This window comes from Vibrio sp. HS-50-1, assembly GCF_024747315.1.
Classification (GTDB): Bacteria; Pseudomonadota; Gammaproteobacteria; order Enterobacterales; family Vibrionaceae; genus Vibrio; species Vibrio diabolicus.
Map to the genome: position 1 here is coordinate 782,070 of NZ_JAMPZF010000024.1, position 20,615 is coordinate 802,684.

23 protein-coding genes are annotated in these 20,615 nt (G+C 43.8%); 11 read left to right on the top strand and 12 right to left on the bottom strand.

Translation table 11 applies throughout. From position 1 onward, the window contains the following. Positions 1–4 precede the first annotated feature (4 nt). Together NDJ01_RS13125 and NDJ01_RS13130 are read right to left on the bottom strand one after the other, a co-directional pair. Positions 5–1,003: a DUF3080 domain-containing protein gene (locus tag NDJ01_RS13125; protein WP_258586823.1), complete on the bottom strand. Its 999-nt coding sequence runs from the start codon at positions 1,001–1,003 to the stop codon at positions 5–7. Between the two features lie 134 nt (positions 1,004–1,137). Further along, the gene (locus NDJ01_RS13130; RefSeq protein WP_258586824.1) at positions 1,138–2,508 is read right to left on the bottom strand and encodes an MATE family efflux transporter; all 1,371 of its coding nucleotides are present in this window, start codon (positions 2,506–2,508) and stop codon (positions 1,138–1,140) included. Positions 2,509–2,902: 394 nt separating this feature from the next. Here NDJ01_RS13130 and NDJ01_RS13135 point away from each other — a divergent pair, with 394 nt between their 5' ends. After that, complete coding sequence (locus NDJ01_RS13135) at positions 2,903–3,514, top strand: riboflavin synthase (RefSeq protein WP_005396220.1); 612 nt, start codon at positions 2,903–2,905, stop codon at positions 3,512–3,514. 75 nt (positions 3,515–3,589) lie between these two features. Here NDJ01_RS13135 and NDJ01_RS13140 read toward each other — a convergent pair whose 3' ends face one another. Together NDJ01_RS13140 and NDJ01_RS13145 are read right to left on the bottom strand one after the other, a co-directional pair. Next, positions 3,590–3,784, bottom strand: a complete 195-nt coding sequence (locus NDJ01_RS13140) for a CPXCG motif-containing cysteine-rich protein (RefSeq protein ID WP_005396219.1) — start codon at positions 3,782–3,784, stop codon at positions 3,590–3,592. Between the two features lie 253 nt (positions 3,785–4,037). Then, positions 4,038–4,904, bottom strand: a complete 867-nt coding sequence (locus tag NDJ01_RS13145; protein WP_005396217.1) for a fructosamine kinase family protein — start codon at positions 4,902–4,904, stop codon at positions 4,038–4,040. Between the two features lie 224 nt (positions 4,905–5,128). On the opposite strand from NDJ01_RS13145, the gene NDJ01_RS13150 reads away from it, so the two are divergent. The 3 genes from NDJ01_RS13150 to NDJ01_RS13160 all read left to right on the top strand — a co-directional run bounded on the left by NDJ01_RS13150 (position 5,129) and on the right by NDJ01_RS13160 (position 7,600). Continuing rightward, on the top strand, positions 5,129–6,103 hold the full coding sequence (locus NDJ01_RS13150; RefSeq protein ID WP_258586825.1) for a response regulator: 975 nt from the start codon (positions 5,129–5,131) through the stop codon (positions 6,101–6,103). Then, on the top strand, positions 6,103–7,065 hold the full coding sequence (locus NDJ01_RS13155) for a GGDEF domain-containing protein (protein ID WP_005396213.1): 963 nt from the start codon (positions 6,103–6,105) through the stop codon (positions 7,063–7,065). Before NDJ01_RS13150 ends, NDJ01_RS13155 begins: the two co-directional genes overlap by 1 nt. A gap of 190 nt (positions 7,066–7,255) precedes the next feature. After that, positions 7,256–7,600, top strand: coding sequence for a DUF3802 family protein (locus tag NDJ01_RS13160; protein ID WP_005396212.1), 345 nt, complete (start codon positions 7,256–7,258; stop codon positions 7,598–7,600). A 44-nt stretch (positions 7,601–7,644) separates the two neighbouring features. Here the strand turns inward: NDJ01_RS13160 and NDJ01_RS13165 are convergent, their stop codons facing one another. Further along, positions 7,645–8,139: an NlpC/P60 family protein gene (locus NDJ01_RS13165; protein ID WP_258586826.1), complete on the bottom strand. Its 495-nt coding sequence runs from the start codon at positions 8,137–8,139 to the stop codon at positions 7,645–7,647. Positions 8,140–8,273: 134 nt separating this feature from the next. On the opposite strand from NDJ01_RS13165, the gene NDJ01_RS13170 reads away from it, so the two are divergent. The 5 genes from NDJ01_RS13170 (at position 8,274) to NDJ01_RS13190 (ending at position 12,182) form a co-directional block, all read left to right on the top strand. Beyond that, a complete protein-coding gene (locus NDJ01_RS13170; protein WP_258586827.1) occupies positions 8,274–10,292 on the top strand; it encodes a methyl-accepting chemotaxis protein in 2,019 nt (672 codons plus the stop codon). A 207-nt stretch (positions 10,293–10,499) separates the two neighbouring features. Further along, the gene (locus tag NDJ01_RS13175; RefSeq protein ID WP_053807402.1) at positions 10,500–10,919 is read left to right on the top strand and encodes an NUDIX domain-containing protein; all 420 of its coding nucleotides are present in this window, start codon (positions 10,500–10,502) and stop codon (positions 10,917–10,919) included. Then, a complete protein-coding gene (locus tag NDJ01_RS13180; protein ID WP_053807403.1) occupies positions 10,909–11,322 on the top strand; it encodes an NUDIX domain-containing protein in 414 nt (137 codons plus the stop codon). Before NDJ01_RS13175 ends, NDJ01_RS13180 begins: the two co-directional genes overlap by 11 nt. A 201-nt stretch (positions 11,323–11,523) precedes the next feature. Continuing rightward, positions 11,524–11,904 carry a hypothetical protein gene (locus NDJ01_RS13185; RefSeq protein WP_005396203.1) on the top strand — a complete coding sequence of 127 codons (381 nt, stop codon included), beginning with the start codon at positions 11,524–11,526 and terminating at the stop codon, positions 11,902–11,904. A gap of 47 nt (positions 11,905–11,951) precedes the next feature. Then, a complete protein-coding gene (locus NDJ01_RS13190) occupies positions 11,952–12,182 on the top strand; it encodes a hypothetical protein (RefSeq protein WP_005396201.1) in 231 nt (76 codons plus the stop codon). Positions 12,183–12,272: 90 nt separating this feature from the next. Here NDJ01_RS13190 and NDJ01_RS13195 read toward each other — a convergent pair whose 3' ends face one another. Then, entirely contained in the window at positions 12,273–13,094 is an 822-nt protein-coding gene (locus tag NDJ01_RS13195) for a sterol desaturase family protein (RefSeq protein ID WP_012841839.1), read from the bottom strand. Positions 13,095–13,243: 149 nt separating this feature from the next. Here NDJ01_RS13195 and NDJ01_RS13200 point away from each other — a divergent pair, with 149 nt between their 5' ends. Beyond that, the gene (locus NDJ01_RS13200; protein WP_054867106.1) at positions 13,244–13,993 is read left to right on the top strand and encodes a tRNA-uridine aminocarboxypropyltransferase; all 750 of its coding nucleotides are present in this window, start codon (positions 13,244–13,246) and stop codon (positions 13,991–13,993) included. 173 nt (positions 13,994–14,166) lie between these two features. Continuing rightward, on the top strand, positions 14,167–15,075 hold the full coding sequence (gene nagK, locus NDJ01_RS13205) for an N-acetylglucosamine kinase (RefSeq protein ID WP_006742573.1): 909 nt from the start codon (positions 14,167–14,169) through the stop codon (positions 15,073–15,075). Positions 15,076–15,313: 238 nt separating this feature from the next. On the opposite strand, the gene NDJ01_RS13210 is transcribed toward nagK, so the two are convergent. The 6 genes from NDJ01_RS13210 to NDJ01_RS13235 all read right to left on the bottom strand — a co-directional run bounded on the left by NDJ01_RS13210 (position 15,314) and on the right by NDJ01_RS13235 (position 20,288). Continuing rightward, positions 15,314–15,580, bottom strand: a complete 267-nt coding sequence (locus tag NDJ01_RS13210; RefSeq protein ID WP_005377584.1) for a DUF2960 domain-containing protein — start codon at positions 15,578–15,580, stop codon at positions 15,314–15,316. A 74-nt stretch (positions 15,581–15,654) separates the two neighbouring features. Then, positions 15,655–17,433 carry a bifunctional molybdopterin-guanine dinucleotide biosynthesis adaptor protein MobB/molybdopterin molybdotransferase MoeA gene (locus NDJ01_RS13215; RefSeq protein WP_258586828.1) on the bottom strand — a complete coding sequence of 593 codons (1,779 nt, stop codon included), beginning with the start codon at positions 17,431–17,433 and terminating at the stop codon, positions 15,655–15,657. Beyond that, a complete protein-coding gene (mobA, locus tag NDJ01_RS13220; RefSeq protein ID WP_253643952.1) occupies positions 17,430–18,017 on the bottom strand; it encodes a molybdenum cofactor guanylyltransferase MobA in 588 nt (195 codons plus the stop codon). The genes NDJ01_RS13215 and mobA overlap by 4 nt, the downstream gene beginning before the upstream one ends. Continuing rightward, complete coding sequence (locus NDJ01_RS13225) at positions 17,995–18,714, bottom strand: energy-coupling factor ABC transporter ATP-binding protein (protein WP_005396189.1); 720 nt, start codon at positions 18,712–18,714, stop codon at positions 17,995–17,997. The genes mobA and NDJ01_RS13225 overlap by 23 nt, the downstream gene beginning before the upstream one ends. Positions 18,715–18,764: 50 nt before the next feature. Beyond that, positions 18,765–19,463: an ABC transporter permease gene (locus NDJ01_RS13230; RefSeq protein ID WP_005396188.1), complete on the bottom strand. Its 699-nt coding sequence runs from the start codon at positions 19,461–19,463 to the stop codon at positions 18,765–18,767. Positions 19,464–19,469: 6 nt separating this feature from the next. Beyond that, complete coding sequence (locus NDJ01_RS13235; RefSeq protein WP_005479446.1) at positions 19,470–20,288, bottom strand: substrate-binding domain-containing protein; 819 nt, start codon at positions 20,286–20,288, stop codon at positions 19,470–19,472. Positions 20,289–20,615 lie beyond the last annotated feature (327 nt).

The window sequence follows — 20,615 nt, forward strand, 5'->3', positions numbered from 1 at the left end:
CTTACTAGTTGCCAACGGTTACGCCGCACCGCTTGAAGAGCCCCTGCCAAAACTGAACGTGGTTTAGGGTTTCTTGTCTAAAGGTTTTGTGTGCTTCTTTTATGCCATATTGATGACCATGAAGTTGCATACGCTTTTCTATCAAGGTGGCGCCATCATGAAGTTGCTGATAGGTACTGTCTAAATAGGCTAAGTAAGGTTGCACTTCTTCAACGTAAATGGATTGAAAGACATTTCTTAGGTAGCGGAACTGGGTCACGTCTCGGTTTGGTCCGCACAACACATTATTCTGATTCTGCTCAAGTAGCTGAGTTGTCGCTTTTAACCAAAGGGATGTGTTTACCATCGAATAGTAAAGTCGTCCGAGTAAACGAGATTTCTCTAACTCTTCTTGATACTGCACAATCTCAATATCGGGCAGACGTGAAATGGCGCGATGAGGCAAGCCGTACATTTCACTGAAAAGGCGATAGACGTCGTTAATACGTGCAACATCATTTGGTGTTTCTTGAGATAGCCAATCCGACGCCGTTAGCTGCTTTTGCATTGCACCACTCGCGAGTAGCAAGTTGTCAAGATGAGTACCTAAATGCTGCCACTTAGTCGAATAAAGCTCTGTTAATGTAGTACGTTCTTCATCGCTGAGCTGAAATTCGGATAGACATCGATTCATGACTCTTAAAAGGGCAGTTTGATAATCAAAATCATGAAATGCATCCTGCACCTTACCAAGTTGCGAGTTTTTCTCGGCAAGTAGATTGAATAATCCACACTGGCGTAATTGGTAGCTTTCTAGTAAACCAATCGATAGCCTTGGAAGTGGCTCGAATAAGTCACGTTTTGCAGGTATGGTCACAGTAGGTTGCGATTCGATTGGAAGAGTAGGAGCGTCCAACACATTGGCGACACGTTGGTGATACTTGTCAAACATGGCGTTCTCTGGGTTGAACCAGTTATCGCAACCGTTAAGAAACAAGACTAAAAACAATAAAATAGACCGCACAAATATCCTTTTTATAACTTCGTATTCGTTGTCTAGAGAGCAAAATCAACCGCTTCGTAATCTTGTTATAAGTATACTCAACAGCGTTATTATTCGATCAAAAAAGCCAGCGTGTGCTGGCTTTTTTCTTATTATCACTGAACTGAAAAGTTCAATTGCACCTCTGGTTCTTGGCGGTGCATCCAGCGCATTCTTACCCCTAACATAAGTGCGGCAGAAGAAAGGCCGATGATAAAGCCTAGCCAGAAACCTTGCGCACCCATTGGATCGACGATCCAGTCTGTGCGGCCAAGGACGTAACCCATTGGTAAACCAAGAATCCAGTAGGCGATAAAAGTACGGTTGAAGATGGCTCGCATATCTTTATAGCCACGCAGTGCACCTGCCGCGATTACCTGAACTGCGTCCGTACATTGATAAACAGCAGCAAATACGAGCAGTTGCATCGCTAGAGTGATGACTTCTGGGTTGCTAGTGTAAAGTTCGGCGATCCATTCACGAGACAATACGGTTAATATCGCTGTAAGAACAGATAGACCTAGACCAACCATGATGCCCACTCGTGAAGCAACGCGAGCGCCATCTACGTTTTCTTCGCCAAGTCGATGGCCGACACGAATACTCACTGCGGCACCGATACTCATTGGAAGCATAAATACCAACGAAGAGAAGTTAATCGCAACCTGATGCGCAGCAACGATGATTGGTCCTAATGGTGATACCAATAATGCAACGACAGCAAATAGTGTCACTTCAAAGAACAGCGCTGCTGCAACAGGAAAGCCGAGTCTGAACAGACGAACTTGCGCTTTCCATTGTGGTCGATGCCATTCACCAAATAAGTTGATGCTTTTAAGTCGATCTGATGTCATTACATAAAGCAATAGTAGGGCAAACATGACCCAGTAAACAATCGTGGTTGCGACACCGCAGCCAATACCGCCTAATTCAGGTGCTCCAAACTTGCCATACACGAAAATCCAGTTTAGGGGAATGTTGAGCAGTAAACCGATAAAGCCAATGACCATTGCTGGTTTCGTCAATGACATACCATCCGTAAAGCTTCTAAGCGTTTGAAAAAGCAAGAAGGCAGGGACTGCTAAGATAACAGCATGAATGTACCCCACTGTTTTTTCTGCCATCAGCGTTTCAACATCCATAAATCCGAGAATAAATTGGGTTTGAAGCAGCACTGCAATAATCGGCACACTGATCAACAATGCCAAAACGACGCCTTGTTGAATTTCAAACGGGATTCTTACTCGACGACCAGAGCCATTTAACTGTGCGACAACAGGGACTAACGCCATTAACAAACCCACACCAAATAAAATGGATGGAAGCCAAATACTTGAAGCGACAGAAACCGCAGCCATGTCGGTGGCACTAACGCCTCCGGCCATAACGGTATCAACAAACCCCATACCAGTTTGAGCAACAGATGCGATCAATACCGGGGTCGCCAATTTGATGAGACTTGATGCTTCTTCTTTATAGCGATGCACGAAAAATACTCCAGAGCGGAACAATAAGTTGAAAGAATGAGAGCGCTCGAGGACAAAAGATGTGGTGAACTGATCTGATGGTTGATTTTAGTCACGATAAGGTGAAAAAATGCCTCGGAGAAACTCCGCGCAAATGATAAACAATTGTATGTTTATATTCCATAGTTAGGTTGCGAATAGTGGATAACACTAACTTAATGCTCGCTAAGCTCAGGATACGCTAATACTGAGAGCTGTAATAAATCATGTTAATGTTAGAAGCATGTATGAGAACAAGGCTCCATTTTTCAATAGGTCGTTGCTCTATAATCTACAGGTTTTATCTCGATACACAGTGCTGTGCTTAAGGCTCTGTCATCGATTGCAGCTTGTATGAAATCAATAGGTAAAAAGAATGTTTACAGGAATAGTTCAGGGTACGGCGAAGGTCGTTAAAATTGATAAAAAAGAACGCTTTCAAACGCATGTTGTCGAGTTAAGCGATGAGCTTTGTAAAGGATTAGAAATAGGTGCATCTGTCGCTCACAATGGCTGCTGCCTGACCGTGACCAAAATTAATGGCAACCTTATCAGCTTTGATTTAATGCAAGCGACATTGGCTCTCACCAACTTAGGCGAGCTAGTTGAAGGTGACAGCGTAAACATTGAGCGAGCTGCCAAGTTTGGTGATGAAATTGGCGGACACAGCATGTCTGGCCATATTAGTTTGATGGCTGATATTGTCGAGATCATCGATACGCCTAATAACCGCACGATTTGGTTCCAACTGCCGCAAGAATCAATGAAATATGTGTTAGCGAAAGGCTATATCGGCTTGGATGGTTGTTCTTTGACGATTGGTGAGGTTGAAGCGTGTCGTTTTTCAGTACATCTAATTCCAGAAACCTTGCAACGAACACTCTTTGGAGTAAGACAAGTAGGGGACCGCGTTAATATCGAGTTTGACCCTCAGACTCAGGCCATAGTTGATACTGTTGAGCGAGTTCTCGCAGCAAAACAGCTTTAGAATGATAAAAAGGAGCCAAGCGCTCCTTTTTAATTCAAGTGACTTTGTGTTTCCAACGCTTACATGCTCGAGTTGTTATTCGTAATTGTCATCAATAAACAGTTCGACTTTATCTTGCAGCTCATCTACTCGCATATTTAAGTGAATGGCATGGCAACAAGCTGGGCAATCATCATAAAACTCTTGGTCACCATTACTTGCATCTAGTGTAATGCCGATTGAATGTCCACAATGGGGGCATTTGACATGCCTTTCGGTATAATTTTTCATACAACAACTCCTAATATCGCAGGGCTTTTAAACACTCTATTCTTTAAGGAAGTACAGCCCTTCACTTACTTTGCCTACAAGGAAAATAGGCACAATCCAAAGTTAAGTCTCCTTTGATATTAGGTGGAGTTGTTGCTAATTGAGTCGAAATAAGTATAAAACTTGACCCCAAACTCAACCTTGAACTTAGGGTCATTTTCTGTAGTGATGTGCCTCGAGGTTTTACATCTTGAAATATGCAGTGGCTTCCAAATTAATAAGAAATAATTTTATTAATAACTTGTTGAGCCTGCTCCAAGTAATGGCCGCCAAATAAATTGCAATGGTTGAGAACATGGTAAAGGTTATAGATATCTTTACGCTCTTGATAACCAGCAGAAAGTGGCATAACAGATTCATAACCTTGATAAAATTCCGGTTGAAATCCACCAAAAAGCTCAGTCATCGCAATATCACACTCCCTGTCACCCCAGTAGCAGGCGGGGTCGTAACAGATAGGGCCACATGCCGTGAGAGCCGCATTCCCATTCCATAAATCGCCATGCAGCAAGGAAGGCTCTGGAGCATGGTTTGCTAGCAGTTGTTTTACGACATCTATAAAGTCGTCGATATCAACTAAAGTGACGCCTTTTTCTTTAAGGAGTTGTAATTGCCATCCTATGCGTTGCTCAGCAAAGAAGACACACCACTTCTTGTGCCACTTATTGGGTTGTAGAGTGGAACCGAGATAGTTATCCGTATCAAAACCAAATTCCTTTTGCTCGCCCCATTGATGAAGGTGAGCTAATTGCTGTCCTAATTTAAAGCTGTTTGGGCCATCTTCTAATGGCTTTGTTGGAAGGTAGTTAAGAATTAGGAATGAGGCGTTTTTGGTTTTACCAACCAACACAACCTCTGGAACAAATAGGGTAGATGTCTCACGCAAAAGATGCAGACTTTCTGCCTCAACTTCAAACTTAGACAAGAACTCGCGATCGTTAATTTTCACGAAATAGCGCTGTTCGCCGTCATTGATCATGTAGCTTTCACTGATATCCCCACCAGACAGTCTTACTTTTTCCGTGATCTGGTACTCGAATAATAAAGTATCAGAAAGCTGTTGCGATATTGCTTGCCACATACAAAACCTCGCGAATCTATTTGACCACCAACAGTTTAGGATAAAAAGCAAGGTGTTGGCGCTACGTTGAGCATACTTCGTAAAGAAACCTTCCTCTCAGTGTAGTCAATTTGTATAAATGTGAATCAAATCGCTTATAAGCCTCTGATTTGTCGGCATAGCATATGGAGATGAACGTATACAACAGGTATTATTATTTTTTTGACGTTAGTTCCATTGGTGACATGAAAATACTGATATGTGATGACTCAGCGGTTGCAAGAAAGCTCATTGCGCGCTCCATCGTACTAGATACATCATTGCACCTGATCGAAGCTCAAGATGGGTATGAGGCGCTAAATATTCTTGCGGAGCAAAATATCGATATTTTGTTTCTCGATTTAACGATGCCGATCATGGACGGTTTTGAAGTCCTCGAGTCATTACCTGTTAGTCACTACCAGACTAAAATCGTCATTATTTCTGGAGATGTTCAACAAGAGGCAAAACAGCGCTGCATAGAGCTAGGTGCTCAAGCTTTTATCGCTAAGCCTCTGACAGAAGAGCAGGTGATACCGCTCTATGAACAATTGGGGCTGCACTATGCGTTCAAGCCTAGCCATTCGATTGATCCTAAAAGCCAGATTTGCGAGGAGTTCTCCTCACTAGCCAAATTCCGCGAGATTGCAAACATTGCACTTGGTAAAGGGGCTGCGATTATGGCAGACCACTTACACGAGTTCATCCAACTTCCTGTTCCACATGTTGGTCCGTTATCCTACGGCGAACTTCATATGACGCTTGTCGACGTTGTTGGGCGTGATGGCTCCGTCGCGGTTGCGCAGAGGTTTGTTGGTGGCGGTATTCATGGTGAAGCTCTGGTGTGTTTGCGTGGTAGAGACATCAATCAAATTGGCGAGAAGTTAGGCTACCTGCTTGAGTTTACACCTCATAATGAAATCATTTTGAATATCTCGAACTTACTGGTTTCGTCATTTCTCACATCGTTAGGGGATCAGCTCGACAAGCAATTCTCACTTCGTCAGCCAGGCATTGTGGATACGTTAACGCCTTACTGTGAAGAGCAGGGTGAATTAGGTGAGCTGTTTACTATCGAATACACCTACATGGCAGAAGCGCTCGATTTTGAGTGTGAGGTACTGTTTTTAATTGATAAACCATCCGTAGAAATTATTTATGAAATCATGGAGCTAATCTAATGTCCGATATTACGCTGGACATAGCAGACTTTCATTGGGTCACACAAATTCTCGATACGATGGATTCAGGGCTTATCGTGTTGGATCAAGAGTATAAGGTCTGTGTGTGGAACAGTTTTATGCAGTCATACAGTGGCGTTCTGTCACAAGAAATCCTTGGCCAATGTTTATTTGATCATTTTGAAGAGCTGCCAAAAACTTGGCTAGAAACCAAGATAAAAACCGCCGCCGATCTGGAAACTCGTTCCTTCTCTAGCTGGGAAAACCGACCGTACCTTTTTAAATTCAACAATTTTTCTCCGGTTTCAAACAGCAGTGATTTCATGTATCAAGACATCGTAATCACCCCGTTAATCGGGCTCTCAGGAGAGGTCAGCCACATTGCTATTCAAGTGAATGATGTCTCTGAAACGGCAAGAAATCGCATTCATTTGAAAGAAACAAATCAACATTTGTCTGAAATCAGTCGCAAAGATGGTTTAACAGGTTTATTTAATCGCGCTTATTGGGAGCAATCGCTGAAAGAAGAGTTTGCTCACCTAAAAGTTATCGACGGACCATGCTCGTTAGTAATATTTGATATCGACCACTTTAAAAAAGTGAATGATACCTATGGTCATCCGACGGGAGATGAAGTCATTCGTCGTACTTCTTCGTTATTAAGAAAGACAGCAAGAAGCAGTGATGTGTGCGGTCGTTTTGGCGGAGAAGAGTTTACGGTATTGCTTCCTCATACGAATCAAGAACAAGCTTGCTATTTCGCGGAGCGTTTACGTAAAAGAATTGAGCAAGAGATCGTGAAAGTGGAAGATTTTTTGATTAATTACACGATAAGTATTGGTGTTTGCGAGTATAAACCTTATTTTGAAACTCACACTCAATGGTTAAAGAGTGCCGATGCTGCGTTGTATCGTGCAAAAGAAAACGGTCGTAACCAAACTTGTTTGCATGAAAATGACTGAAATACAAAAAGGTTTGAAGAAACCCTGTATCCGAACGCAGTGAGGCAAAGCGCAATTGTTTGAAAAACATCCAGTTGGTTCGTGAATGTTTGTTAATATGAAATAAGTTAATGAAATTTTCTCGGCATGTCTTACTATTGAAACTATTCCGCTTTCAGCTTCGAAGGCTTGCAATAAACGGAGAAAAACAGTGGTTTTAGAAACCGATGGATATCTCGCTCTTATCGAGCACTTGTCGCTAAATCTAGATATTTTCACGACTGAAATTGGCGACACTGGATCCGAAAGCATCGAAGATGTCGTCACCGATATGGTGGCTTCAAACATCATGGCGATCTTTGAGCAAAACCCAGAGCTTCACTCAAGCGTACGCTTCAAATTACTAAAAGAAGCGGATGCGGTTGTTGAAGATCTTGGTGAGATATTGGCTGGTGTATGGCATAAAAAAGCGACTAATGAACAGATCACGTTCCTTGATGAATACATCGCTTTGGTTAAAAACCTATTCGATACTGCCGTTGCTACTTACGATTGATATTGTTTGATACCAGTCATCTCCAATTCTAAAAGTAAGAAGAGTTACATTGTAACTCTTCTTACTTGCCAAAACTTAGATGCCCAGTATGGGTTGTCGATTCTTGAAATGATCACACCTTTAGACGTTGACGCATGCATGAACTGCTTGTTACCCAAGTAAATCCCTACATGATAGGTCGTCCGTCTTGTCTTAAAAAACACCAAATCTCCTTGTTTGGCGTCCGTCCAATTTAATTCCACACCTTGTTTCGATTGTTGTCTCGTTGTCCTGGGTAACGATAGCTGATAAGCCTCGACAAAGGCTTTTTGCACAAATGCCGAGCAATCAATACCAGATTTTTGTGTGCCGCCTAAGCGATAAGGTGTGCCATGCCATTCTGTATAAAACTGGAATAAGTCAGGGTTGTCCGACAATAGCTGATTTGTAGGTGTTGTCACCTGTGCTTGCTCACTAGGTTCAGGCCCAGAAGAGCAGGCGCTTAGTAGCACACTGATTATCAAAGGAAAATATACTCGACGCAAATCACCACCTGTCATCTCTACGACTCACAACTGAAATATTAGTGTCATAACCAATCCATAGTATGGGCTGCAAATCACGGTTTTGTCTCACAAATGTGACGGAATTACTGCAAAGCCGATTCAACCTTAAGAAAGAATAAAAATTGATTATGGCAAAGCGAAAACGCTCACGCACATCACTTTCACTGATTCAGGCTGTTAGTGCAACATTTTTAACTATCATAGCTCTTGTTATAGCCCTTTCTGTCTCAAGTTTCAAAGGAATGGAACAGGTAGGAGAGCAATTTGAAGACTTGTCGCAAAAAGCGTTACCAATCGCGATGGCGAACGCAAAGTTAACCAGGAATGTATTGGAGATGGTTAAGCTACTCAACCATGGTATGCAAATTACTGAGCCAAAAGAGTTGCCTCTAATAAAAGAGCAAATCGATTCACTTGCGACTCAAAGCAAAAGTTTGGTTGGAGAAGCTTCTGGTGTTGCTGAACAACTCTCTGAGGAGTTAGATACAAATTTAGCGCGTTTACATAACATCACGCAGTCCATTTTACTGAAGCAATCTTCAGTGATAAAAATTCAAATGGATATTGATGCAGGAGTTGGTGGGTTCCGCTATGGGCTCAGCTCTATCGGCCCGGAAATGAATCGAATCCGCTCGTTTCTTAGTGCCGAAAATCCTGAATCGAGTGATGCCGCCAACCGATTTATTGCCTCAGCGAGCTCAATGGAAAGCACGTTCTTAGTAATGATGATGCATTCTGAGCTGAGCAAAGCTGAAAAAGAATACCGAGAAATGCGTAACCGTATTGCAGGTATTAATCTCGCCTATGAAGATTTCCAGTCTTTACATCCAGAAGTAAGCGAATACGCGAGTTTAACGGCACCGTACGAGATGGTGAAGCAAGGCTTTAGTGAAAAGGGCGTGCTGCGTTTGATCCTCGCCAAACTAGAACAAGGGGAACTGCAACGTTCAGAGTTTAAACAGGCTTCGATTCTTGCGGATGAAACCATGCTGTTGCTTGATCAAATATCACAAGCTGCTGGTGAGTTGATTGCGGATAAAGAGAGTGTGGTCAATGACACTATTCAGTCAGTGAGTGTTATGATCGTTTTTGCAGCGTGTGTGATTTCTTTCATTATTCTGATCACTTGGTTCAGTCTGAAGTCATGGACAAACCGAGGGTTAAGGAATGTACTAACGCGTCTTTCTGCACTTACCGAGCATGACTTCCGTGACAATGCACAAGAGGTTGGTCCTTATGAACTAAAAGAAGTGGCACGAAAACTAAACCAAGTGATTGATTCAACAAACAACTCTATCCAAACAGTTACACGTAACTGTGAGACGCTTTATCAGACGGCCGAAGTAAGCCACAGTGCAGCTGAACAAACGAGCGATGGGTTGACGACACAAAATGAAGCGTTGGCGAGCATGATCACGACCATTACGCAACTTGAAGCCTCCATTCGTGAAATAGCAACAGTGACAAATGCCTCGTCACAGGACTCGATGCTTGCTACCAAGCATACCGAAAAAGGCGTTCAAGTTGTGGAACAAAACCGTGAACGTTTGGAATCACTTGAAAGCTCTTTGGATATGAATGAGCAATCTATGTTAGAGCTAAACCAGCGTGTTAAGCAGATTCGTGAAATGGTCGATATGATCAGTGGTATTGCTGACAACACAAACTTGCTTGCTCTTAACGCAGCAATAGAAGCCGCTCGAGCTGGTGAACAAGGGCGTGGGTTTGCAGTTGTCGCGGATGAAGTCCGCAAACTAGCAAGTGATACTTCTCAACAAACAACGAACATCCGAGCAATGATGAGCGAGCTTATTACTGCCGCAGAGCGTTCGCGCCAAGCGGTAAGTGATTCAAGAGAAGAAATGGCCCATGCGCTGCATTCCAGCAATGAAGTGAAATCGACATTCTCTGATATCAACCTTGCGGTTAAGCACATTCAAGAACGTGTTGAGCAAATCTCAGTTGCTACAGAAGAACAAGAACGAGCGACGGCAGATGTATCTCAATCCATTACCCATATTTCTGATCTTGGCGAACGTACAAAGCTGCAGCTTGAGTCTATGGTTGAGAGTTCTGAGCAAGTGGCGGAAATTGCGGGGCATCAACAAGCGATGTTGCATAAATACGAGCTACATCAGTCCGCATAAGTGACATGTTTTCATCTTCTAAAAGCAGAACTTCGGTTCTGCTTTTTCGTTGCTTCTACGCACCCTCTGATTGCTATTCAAATCACAAAAGTGAGTTATATCGCATCTTGCTCATTTCTTAAGGGCTGAGTTATCACTACGTGGTGTTAATGCTATCTCGGTGAAACAAGATGGCTAGAATGTTGTCCGAATTCAAAGGAATGAATCATGCAATTATTACAAAGAGCTAGCCTTATACTGGTTAATCATCAGCAAGAACTTTTGCTTATTCAGCGTTTTCAAAACGATAGACACTATTGGGTTTTCCCCGGTGGCAGTGTTGAGGTAGGAGAGCAGCCTGTTGAAGCCGCGAAAAGAGAAGCGCTGGAAGAAACCTCATTGAAACTCAATTGGGTTGAGAAGGTTTTTGAACTCGAAAATCAAGGGCGCTTAGAAACCTATTTTCTCTCTTATGTCGGGAACTCAAAAGTGAAACTGGGGGCTGGGCCAGAGCAAATCAGAAAATCAGATGTTAATCAGTACCATTTAAAGTGGGTGCGTGTAGAGCAACTTCATGCGATTCCTTTATATCCAGAACAAGCCAAAGCTTTCTGCTTAAACAACGAGGAGTGGTTTTGTGATCGATAAAGTTTGTCCCGTCGTTCTGCGTAAGCAAAACCAAGAGCTCCTACTTTTTAAACATCCGTTGGCGGGTATTCAGCTCGTCAAGGGCACTGTTGAGACGTTTGATGAAAGTTACATCACGGCTGCAAAGCGGGAGCTCGCTGAAGAATCTGGAATTGCGCACGTTATCTCCGCTCGGTATTTATGCTCCTGGGACAGTGGCTTTCAAAATCAAGTATGGCACTTTGTTTTGTGCGAGTGTGCTGATCTAGCGGATTCATGGACGTTTCATACGCAAGACGATGGCGGACATGATTTTGCGTTCTTTTGGCACGATATAGGGAGCGATATTTCCTCACAAGCGCATACCGTTTTTCAGAACGCACTGGAAAAAGTTCGAAAACTGATAGACCAAGGAGCGGTTTGAGTGAGACTTCTGTTCTAACATTGGTGTATTTGAGCGAAATGCCAAAGCTAACACTATGCTTCTATCAGGAGCGAATAAATTTCTTTCGCACGCCTCACGTACTGTTTAAAGGCACTGTCGATCTCAAAAATGGCTATGAGATTACAAATGTTTAACTGACTTCTATATGCTTTGCGCATTCATTCAGATAAGGAAACGATAATGGATAAATTCGTCGTGTTTCTCTTATGCCTTTTTATGACAGTTGGCGGTGTGGTTCATCTTTATGACAACATTGCTAACGGTTTTTTGCCTTATGATTTTGCGCCACGCTGGTTGAATATTTATTGGAGCTCATTGGGGCTGTTAGACTTACTAGCGGTATATCTATTGGTGAAGCACCGTCGTTCCGGATTAGTGCTTATGCTATTGATTCTGACGACCAATGTTATTTTTAGCTCGCACGCTCACTATACATTAGAAATATTGGACAACAATGCCGCACTTCAAATGAAAACACTCTTTTTAGGTTTTTCATTCGGCGTATCTATCTGGTTATGGAACGCGCGTAAACATCGACAATCACGCCAGATATTTCGTTAACTTTCACTTTTCATCACTCAATTAAGGATAGTAAACAGGGATTCGTTATGAACGATTTTAAAGACTTGGCCAGTTTCGCTGGTTTCAGCGTACTGACAGGTTTAAGCTTTGGTACCACTTTCTTCAGTCTGGCTTTTCTATACAGCTCAATAGAAGCACAACAAGCAATGAATACTAATGCTTTGGTGTGCACGGTGCTTGGTGTGGTTGGTTTATTTGTTGGTATTACTCAGTTAAACAAAAAACGTCAACTAACGGAGAGTGAATCCATTAGCTAGCATCGTAAGGATGAAGTGGTGTTTAACTGGTTGGTGTTTAGGTTTAGTCTATTCGCTTTGTTTACGCACTTCATCCACAAAAACTTTTCTTCAACTGTTGCGTCTTCTTCGGTTATAGCGAAAAGGTTGCGTTAACAGCTTGTCTAATCGTTGTTCTGCTTCATTCCTAATTTCCGGTATACCAATTACGACATCATCATGGCCAAGCTCAGGCTGAGCTCGATATGTCCCAAAAAGTCGATCCCAAACAGAAAGGAAGAAACCGAAATTCGAGTTGGTTTCTTTTGCTATCACGGAATGATGAACGCGATGCATGTCTGGCGTTACAATGACGTTTCGCAGTTTCTGATCCGCTGATAAAGCCAGTTTTGCATTACTGTGATTAAACATCGCACTGGCATTGAGCACTATTTCGAATACCACGATAGCGATAGGAGAAACGCCTAAGATAAATACAGTGGCAATTTTGACACCCATCGAGATGATGATTTCGATGGGGTGAAAACGTGCGCCAGTAGTGACATCAATGTCGAGATCGGCATGGTGCATTCGATGAAGCTTCCACAGTGGCTTTACATAGTGAAAGACCACATGCTGAACGTAAATGACGAAATCAAGCAGAATAACCGCTAGAAGCACGTTTAACCAAGCGGGCAGGGAGAGCAAATTAAATAGTCCCCATTGTTGCTCCTGAGCGATAATTGCAGCTTGAAAGGCCGCGATAGGCATGACTAACGCAACAATCAAGCTATTCACAGCAACCAGTGATAAGTTATTGACCCAGCGAAACCCACGTGAAGCGGTAAGTGTTTTTCTCGGCAGTTTGTTTTCCCAAAGGGCACAAAGTAATAATACGCCGAGAAAAAAGCCTAATCTTATCCACGAGGGATCTTGAAACGTCGTTTCTGTCACTGTCATTTCCTTATTTATTACTTTATCTATGACCGAGGTAAGGGTGAAATTATTTCAACAAACCGTAAGGTGCTTTGAAGGGCTTATCTTGAGGCGAAACCATAATGTCAGTAGAATCGCGCTCTACTTTTTACTTGGCATTACTTACCATGAGAATTCACGCTTTCCACCGTTTATATCAGTACCGACAATCTATCTCAACCAAGCCTTTCAACGCGCGTGGATGTAAAGTGGTTCGTTGCCAATATTGCCAGGTTTCTGAGCAACACTGTTTGTGCGATCTTCAGCCAAACATCAAGGCTAATATTGCATGTATGTTGATTGTTTCTGAAAACGAAGTATTTAAGCCAAGTAATACCGGTCGTCTAATTGCTGATACGATTCAAGAGACTTACGTGTATCAATGGAACCGAACAGAACCGTCTGAGGAGATGCTGGAGCTACTACAGGATGACAACTACCAACCAGTGATTGTATTTCCTGCAGACTATGTGGATGACCCATCTCGTTTAATTGAAGATCTGGAGCCTGCGCGATTAATAAACGAAGAGGCTCAGAACAAAAAATGGTTGCTGATCTTTATTGATGGTAGCTGGCGTGAGGCACGAAAGATATTCCGTCGTTCTGACTTTCTTAAATCTTTGCCTGTGCTTTCTATTGAGCCAGAATCTCTGTCTGAATACATCATGCGCCGTTCTGAGAATGAGCAGCATCTTTCAACCGCCGAAGTCGCGACGTTAGTTTTGAAACAAGCCGGTGAGAATAAAGCATCGGAATGCCTGCAGTTGTGGTTTGAAGCCTTTAGAGAAACCTACATGTTGACCAAGACCCGAGTCAAAAACGATCCCAACCGACCGCATTTAAAACGTTTCAAAGAGTGGGTGAAAACCGAGAGCTGACTCTAAGGAATGAACTTTTGTTGATGGCATGTTGTTCAACTGGCTGCGGTGAGGGTATAAATCTGCATTCGGTCACGGTTTGCAGGCGTACAGATATGGATAATGCCACTAGTTTATACTTTTGACTCCAGCCATTTTTGGAGTCGTTTAAGCATTTTTTAGGAGAGAAATACATGTATTACGGCTTTGATGTCGGTGGCACTAAAATTGAATTTGGTGCATTTAACGAGAAGCTTGAGCGTGTAGCGACGGAACGTGTACCTACACCAACAGACAACTACGAGCTGCTGGTTGATACCATTGCGGAATTGGTTAACAAATACGATGCAGAGTTTGGTTGCGAAGGCACAATTGGTCTTGGCCTACCAGGCATGGAAGACGCAGACGATGCAACGGTATTAACGGTTAACGTTCCTGCGGCGAAAGGCAAACCACTGCGCGCGGATCTTGAAGCGAAAATCGGTCGCAGCGTAAAGATTGAAAACGATGCAAACTGTTTTGCGCTATCAGAAGCATGGGACGAAGAGCTTCAAGATGAGCCTTCCGTACTTGGTTTGATCCTAGGTACTGGCTTTGGTGGCGGTTTTATCTACGATGGTAAAGTTTTCTCTGGCCGTAACCACGTAGCAGGTGAGGTGGGCCATACTCGTTTACCTATCGATGCTTGGTTCCACTTAGGCGAAAATGCACCTCTGTTGGGGTGTGGTTGTGACAAGAAGGGGTGTTTAGACAGTTACCTTTCTGGTCGAGGCTTCGAGCTTCTGTATGCCCATTACTACGGTGAAGAGAAGAAAGCGATCGACATCATTAAAGCGCACGCAGAAGGTGAGGCGAAAGCCGTCGAGCACGTTGAGCGTTTTATGGAGTTGCTGGCTATCTGTTTTGCAAACATCTTTACAGCGACTGACCCACATGTTGTTGTGCTGGGTGGTGGTCTTTCAAACTTCGAATTGATTTATGAAGAGATGCCAAAACGCATCCCTAAACACTTATTGTCTGTGGCTAAGTGTCCTAAGATCATCAAAGCAAAACACGGTGATTCAGGCGGTGTACGCGGTGCTGCGTTCCTAAACATCAAGTAATGACTGAAACGTTACTCGATATAAAGTAAGAAGAAATCTACGCCCCGTTTAGACCATCAAGGTAAAAACGGGGCGTTTTACTTATATACCCAAGTAATTTCGATATGCTTGGGTCAGCGAAAATAACTTGGTTTGTAGACGAGGCGGCGATTTAAAGAACTAGTGGGTCTAAATCAAGAATCGGCAACATGCATAAAAAACTCGCGACGAATCGCGAGTTTTCTGTTTGCAGCTAAGCTTATTTGTTCTTTTTGCCTACGCCCAGGTTTTCTTTTTGAGCTAGGGTGATTTTGCTAAAGCCTAATTTTCTGAAGTAGTTATCGCGGTAGTTTCGTACCGCTTTAGTGTCAGACACTGCTTCAATTTGTTGCTCCATCTTTAGGAACTCAGTGATATCGATACCTTCTGCTTCGGCAACCGCTTCTTGAATGTTGCGGTGCTGCTGGTATGAGAACGTCAGTTCTTTGTCTTGGTCTTTGTAAGTGTAAAGAATGGTGCGAGCCATAGCTGTCTCTCTGAAAAGGTTTCTGTATTAAACAAAAAGGCCAGACTCGCTGACCTTTGAATTTCTAGTTTGGGCTAGATTCTGCCTTGAAGTGGGATAATTGTCACGCTTTCTCCCGCTTTTACTGTATCAATAGCTGGGGAGATTTCGATCAAACAGTTTGCCTCACTCATTGAGCGCAAAATACCAGAGCCTTGCTTGCCTGTTGTACGAACGGTTAAACGGCCAGTTTCATCCAGTTCATAGATTCCTCGACTAAACTCGGTACGACCTTGTCGAGAGCGAAGACTCTCATTCGCGATGGCATTCACTTTCAGAGGCTTCCAGCCTTGTTCGCCTTGCATCTTACGTATTGCAGGCTCGACAAAGTTAATGAAAGAGACCATCACGGCAACAGGGTTGCCCGGCAGACCAAAGAACGGCTTGTTGTTGATTTGACCAAACGCGAGTGGACGTCCCGGACGCATGTTGATTCGCCAAAAATCGATTTGACCAAGTTTATCCAAGGCAAGTTTGATGTAATCCGCATCACCAACGGATACGCCACCAGAAGTCATAACCACGTCCGCTTGCGCCGATGCGTTTTCCAACGCTTCAATCATTAACTGTTCGTTGTCTTCCAGAATACCGAAATCCAAGATCTCGCAGCCGAGCTTTTCAAGCATGCCCATGATGGTAAAACGGTTGGAATCGTAGATAGAATTCGCTTTTTGCTCTGTTCCCGGCGCTTGTACTTCGTCACCGGTGGAGAACACGGCAACTTTCAATTTGCGGAACACATTCGCTTCACCAAAACCAAGCGAAGCGATCATGCCCATTTCTGGAGAGGCTAGGCGAGTGCCTGCGGTAAAGACGTCACTGCCGATAGCGAGATCTTCACCTGCTTGACGAACGTTTTGGCCTGCTTTGATATTCGCACCGTTAAAGGTGACCTTGTCACCTTCTTGAGAGGCTTGCTCACGCATGACCACTGTGTCGCCGTTAAGTGGTGTTGGTGCGCCGGTCATGATCTTCACCGCTTGACCAACTTCCAGAGGCTGATCGTACGCATGGCCCGCCATCACTTCAGCAACCACTTGGTAGCTATCGCGGTCAATATCATCACTGCGGATGGCATAACCGTCCATCGCGGAGTTGGTGTACTGCGGCACGTTTACTGGTGAAATGATATGTTCCGCGAGAACGCGGCCATAGGCGTTTTCAATCTTGCATGCTTCTATTTCCGAAACCGTGTTCACCAAAGAAAGGATTTTTTCTTGGCCTTGAACCACAGAAAGGAAAGCCGGAGAAAGTGTGTCGCAACATGCGGCGTCTTTCTCTTTAGATTTTGGTGCTTTTGCATCTTGAACGTATTGAAGAACAAATTGAGCGATGGCATCCAAATCATTGATGTTCATTTGAGGGAGCTCAGAATCTAACTCCGCACTGTCGGAAGCGATAGCAATGATGTTTTCATCGTGAGGGTAAAGCCAAGGCTTGCCGACTTCTTCACGATGCAATTCAATTTTAGGAAACGCGATGTTTTTGCAGCCTTCGACCAAAACCACATCAAGCATGTCTTCATCAAAACGTGTTAATAGGTATTCAAACTCCGCTTCGGCTTCTGGCGTTTCTATCATTAACGCAAAACGGTTGCGAGAAGCAATCAGCATTTGAGACGCGCCAGCTTTGCGTAAACGGTAGCTGTCTTTACCTGGCTTATCGACATCGAAGTTGTGATGAGCATGTTTTAGCATGCCAATGCGTAAACCTGCTTCAGTCAACCTTGGCAATAGCGCTTCAAGTAACGTGGTTTTGCCTGTGCCTGAATAAGCTGCAAAACCAAGAATAGGAATATTTAGCGTGTGTTTCATGATTCTAATTGTCCAAATTGCGCCAGTTCTTCCGGAGTGTTCAAGTTGACGAAACAGTTTGGTGAGTCGCTAAAGTCAACGTAACTGGTGTTGCACTCTTTGTAGAGCAGAATGATTTTGCGGTCGCCACGTTCTAAAAATGCGGTGAGTTTTGGCAGTACGCGCTTGTGGTAGAGCGTGAAAACAGGTTGCTGATGGTCACCATCATGAGCGACCAAAATATCGCTGTCTTCTTTGACTGCCTGGCAGAAACGCTCGACAAGGTCTGTGTTAATTTGTGGGCTATCGCAAGGTACAAATCCAACCCAGTCAGTATCTGCATGCATCAAACCCGCGTGAATACCGCCCATAGGTCCAGGGAAATCTTTGAATTGATCACTAAATACGAAACCAAATTTGCTGTACGCATCTTGGTTTCGATTGGCATTAATTAAAATGCGTGGTGTTTGTGGAGATAAACGTTCAATAACGTGTTCGATGAGTGGCTTCTGATTTAATTCAATCAGACCTTTATCTTTTCCACCCATACGGCTGGCTTGGCCACCAGCCAAAATGACCCAACTAGTTTGTGTTGGTTGAAGCATATGCATTCTCTTGGGATGTTTCTTTTGGTATGACATACAACAGAGGAGACTCTATCAAAGTCTTGTCTTTAATCCACCACTGTTTTTTACATAAGTCGGTCAGTGCGTTGGTTTGATGGCTTGTCACCACGATACTGGAACCACGATCCAAAAGATCTTTCGCCATCACCACCAATCGCTCAATGGACTCTTGGTCTAAAGACGCACTTGGCTCGTCCATCAATAAAATCGACGGTTTTAAAATCCAAGCTCTTGCCATGGCAACACGCTGTTTTTCACCGCCGGACAACACGGAGATATGTTCGTCCGCTAATGTTTCTAAACCTACCATGCGTAGTGCGTGAATAACTTGAGCTCGCTTATCTTTTGGTGTGTCTTGTTGATATTTCACTCCATAGACTACGTTCTCATAAACAGTGCCGTCAAAAAGGTAAGGCGATTGATGGAGATAAATCACATCGACACGGCCGTTGCGGCGCGTCAGTCTTTTTAGCCACGTATCTTTTGGCGCAACAACATCACCAGTAGAAGGTTTTAGCAAGCCAGCAAGGATTTTGAGTAGGGTAGTTTTGCCCACACCATTGTCACCCTTGAGATAAATGGCATCATTTGGGCCGATGGCTAACTCAGGGATGTGGAAAAGCACACGCTCTTTAAAGCGCATGGATAACTGCTCGGCGGTGATTTTTATAGTCATAATGCGCCTCTACATGGGGTTAATGGTGAGTCGTTTGTTTGCTTCATGTTTTATGTTCTGAGGTAGCCTTTGCCTCTCATACTTGATAAGAAGAAGTTTAGTGCCAACGCTAAAGATAGTAATACAATTCCTAATGCAACTCCTTGCGCAAAAGCACCTTTGCTGCTTTCCATTGCGATAGCGGTCGGAATATTGCGCGTCACGCCCATAATGTTTCCACCTACCATCATTGAGCAGCCCACCTCGGTTACGATACGTGAGAACCCGGCAATGATAGCTGCAAGTAGAGGAAAGCGGGTTTCCCAAATCATCGTAGCGGCCACGCGCGGAATGGAGACGCCTAGGGTGATGGCGGTTTCAACTGCACGACGGTCGCTAGATTGCAATGCACCATGCATCATCGATACCAAAACAGGGAAGCAGATCACCATTTGGCCGAAGATCATCGCCTTCTGAGTGAACAGCATTTGCCAGTCTCCCCAAGGGCCAGCGCGTGATAGCAACATATACAGCAAAAGACCAATCACGACGGTAGGAACCGCTTGCAGCGTATTCACGATCGACAGCAAAAACCATTTGCCGCGAAAGTCGGTATACGCCAGTACAAAGGACATCAAAATAGCCGGCAATACCACTAAGGATATTGCCGTGATAGAAACACTAAAGGAGACCGCGACGATCTCCCATAGGTCTGCATCAAAATTCACCAATAAGCGAAGCGCTTCCAGTGTTGTATCAGCAAGATTCATATTGCGTTATTTGCTCTCAGCATTCGCAACAAACAGTTGTTTACCGTTCAGGCGGAAACCATTGATAAGTTCCTGACCGCGAGGGTTCACCAACCAATCACTGAAAGCTTTTGCGCCTTGGTAGTTGATTGTTGGGTAACGCTCAGGGTTAACAAGAATAACTTGGTACGGGTTAAACAGTTTTTCATCGCCTTGGAACAGAATTTCTAGATCCAATTTGTTTTGGTAAGCCAACCATGTACCGCGGTCTGACATTGTGTAGCCTTGCATTTCAGACGCCATGTTCAGAGTTGGGCCCATACCTTGACCTACGCTGCGGTAGCCACCAAAGTTTGGTTCGATTTTAGTTTGAGCCCAAAAGCCCATTTCTTTTTTGTGCGTACCAGAATCATCGCCGCGAGAGATGAACGTTGCATTTTTGTTCGCGATCTCTTTGAACACATCTAACACGCTTTCGTCATCTTTGATTTTTGCTGGGTCTGCTTTAGGGCCAACAATCACAAAGTCGTTGTACATCAGTTTACGAGGTAGAACGCCGTAGCCTTTCTCAACGAATGTGCCTTCGGCTTTTGGTGCGTGAGTCATCACCAAATCTACGTCACCGTTTTCGCCCATTTTTAACGCTTTGCCAGTACCGGCGGCAATAACATCGACTTTGTAGCCAGTGTCTTTTTCAAATTGTGGAAGTAGGTAGTCAAGCAAGCCCGAGTGGTAAGTACTGGTTGTAGTTGCTAGGCGGACGTGTTCAGCGTCTTGAGCAGAAAATGCAGAGTAGCTTACAAGCGTAATTGACGTTGCGGCCAATGTTAGCGCAATTTTTTTCATTTTTATGTGTTTCCTTTCCAATGATTCTTTGGCTTCTATCCGTCTAGTTGACAGCGAAGTCTCCGGAGCGATCTTGATTGCTCAAATCACAAGTTGCCTTAGGGTGTTGGAATAACAAACACCAACATCCTGAGATCACTTGAATACGCCCTGTAGCCACCTTATAGCAAACAAGATGCCAACCTTTTACAAGCGAAAAGTGCTCGATTTATGCACTAAATCATGGGGTTATTTGCACAAAAGTTTGCGTTGGTACAAAATGTCGCACTTTTTGTAGGGTATCTCTGTTTAAACTTGGTACACTCTGTCCCATCCGAAGCCATCTGG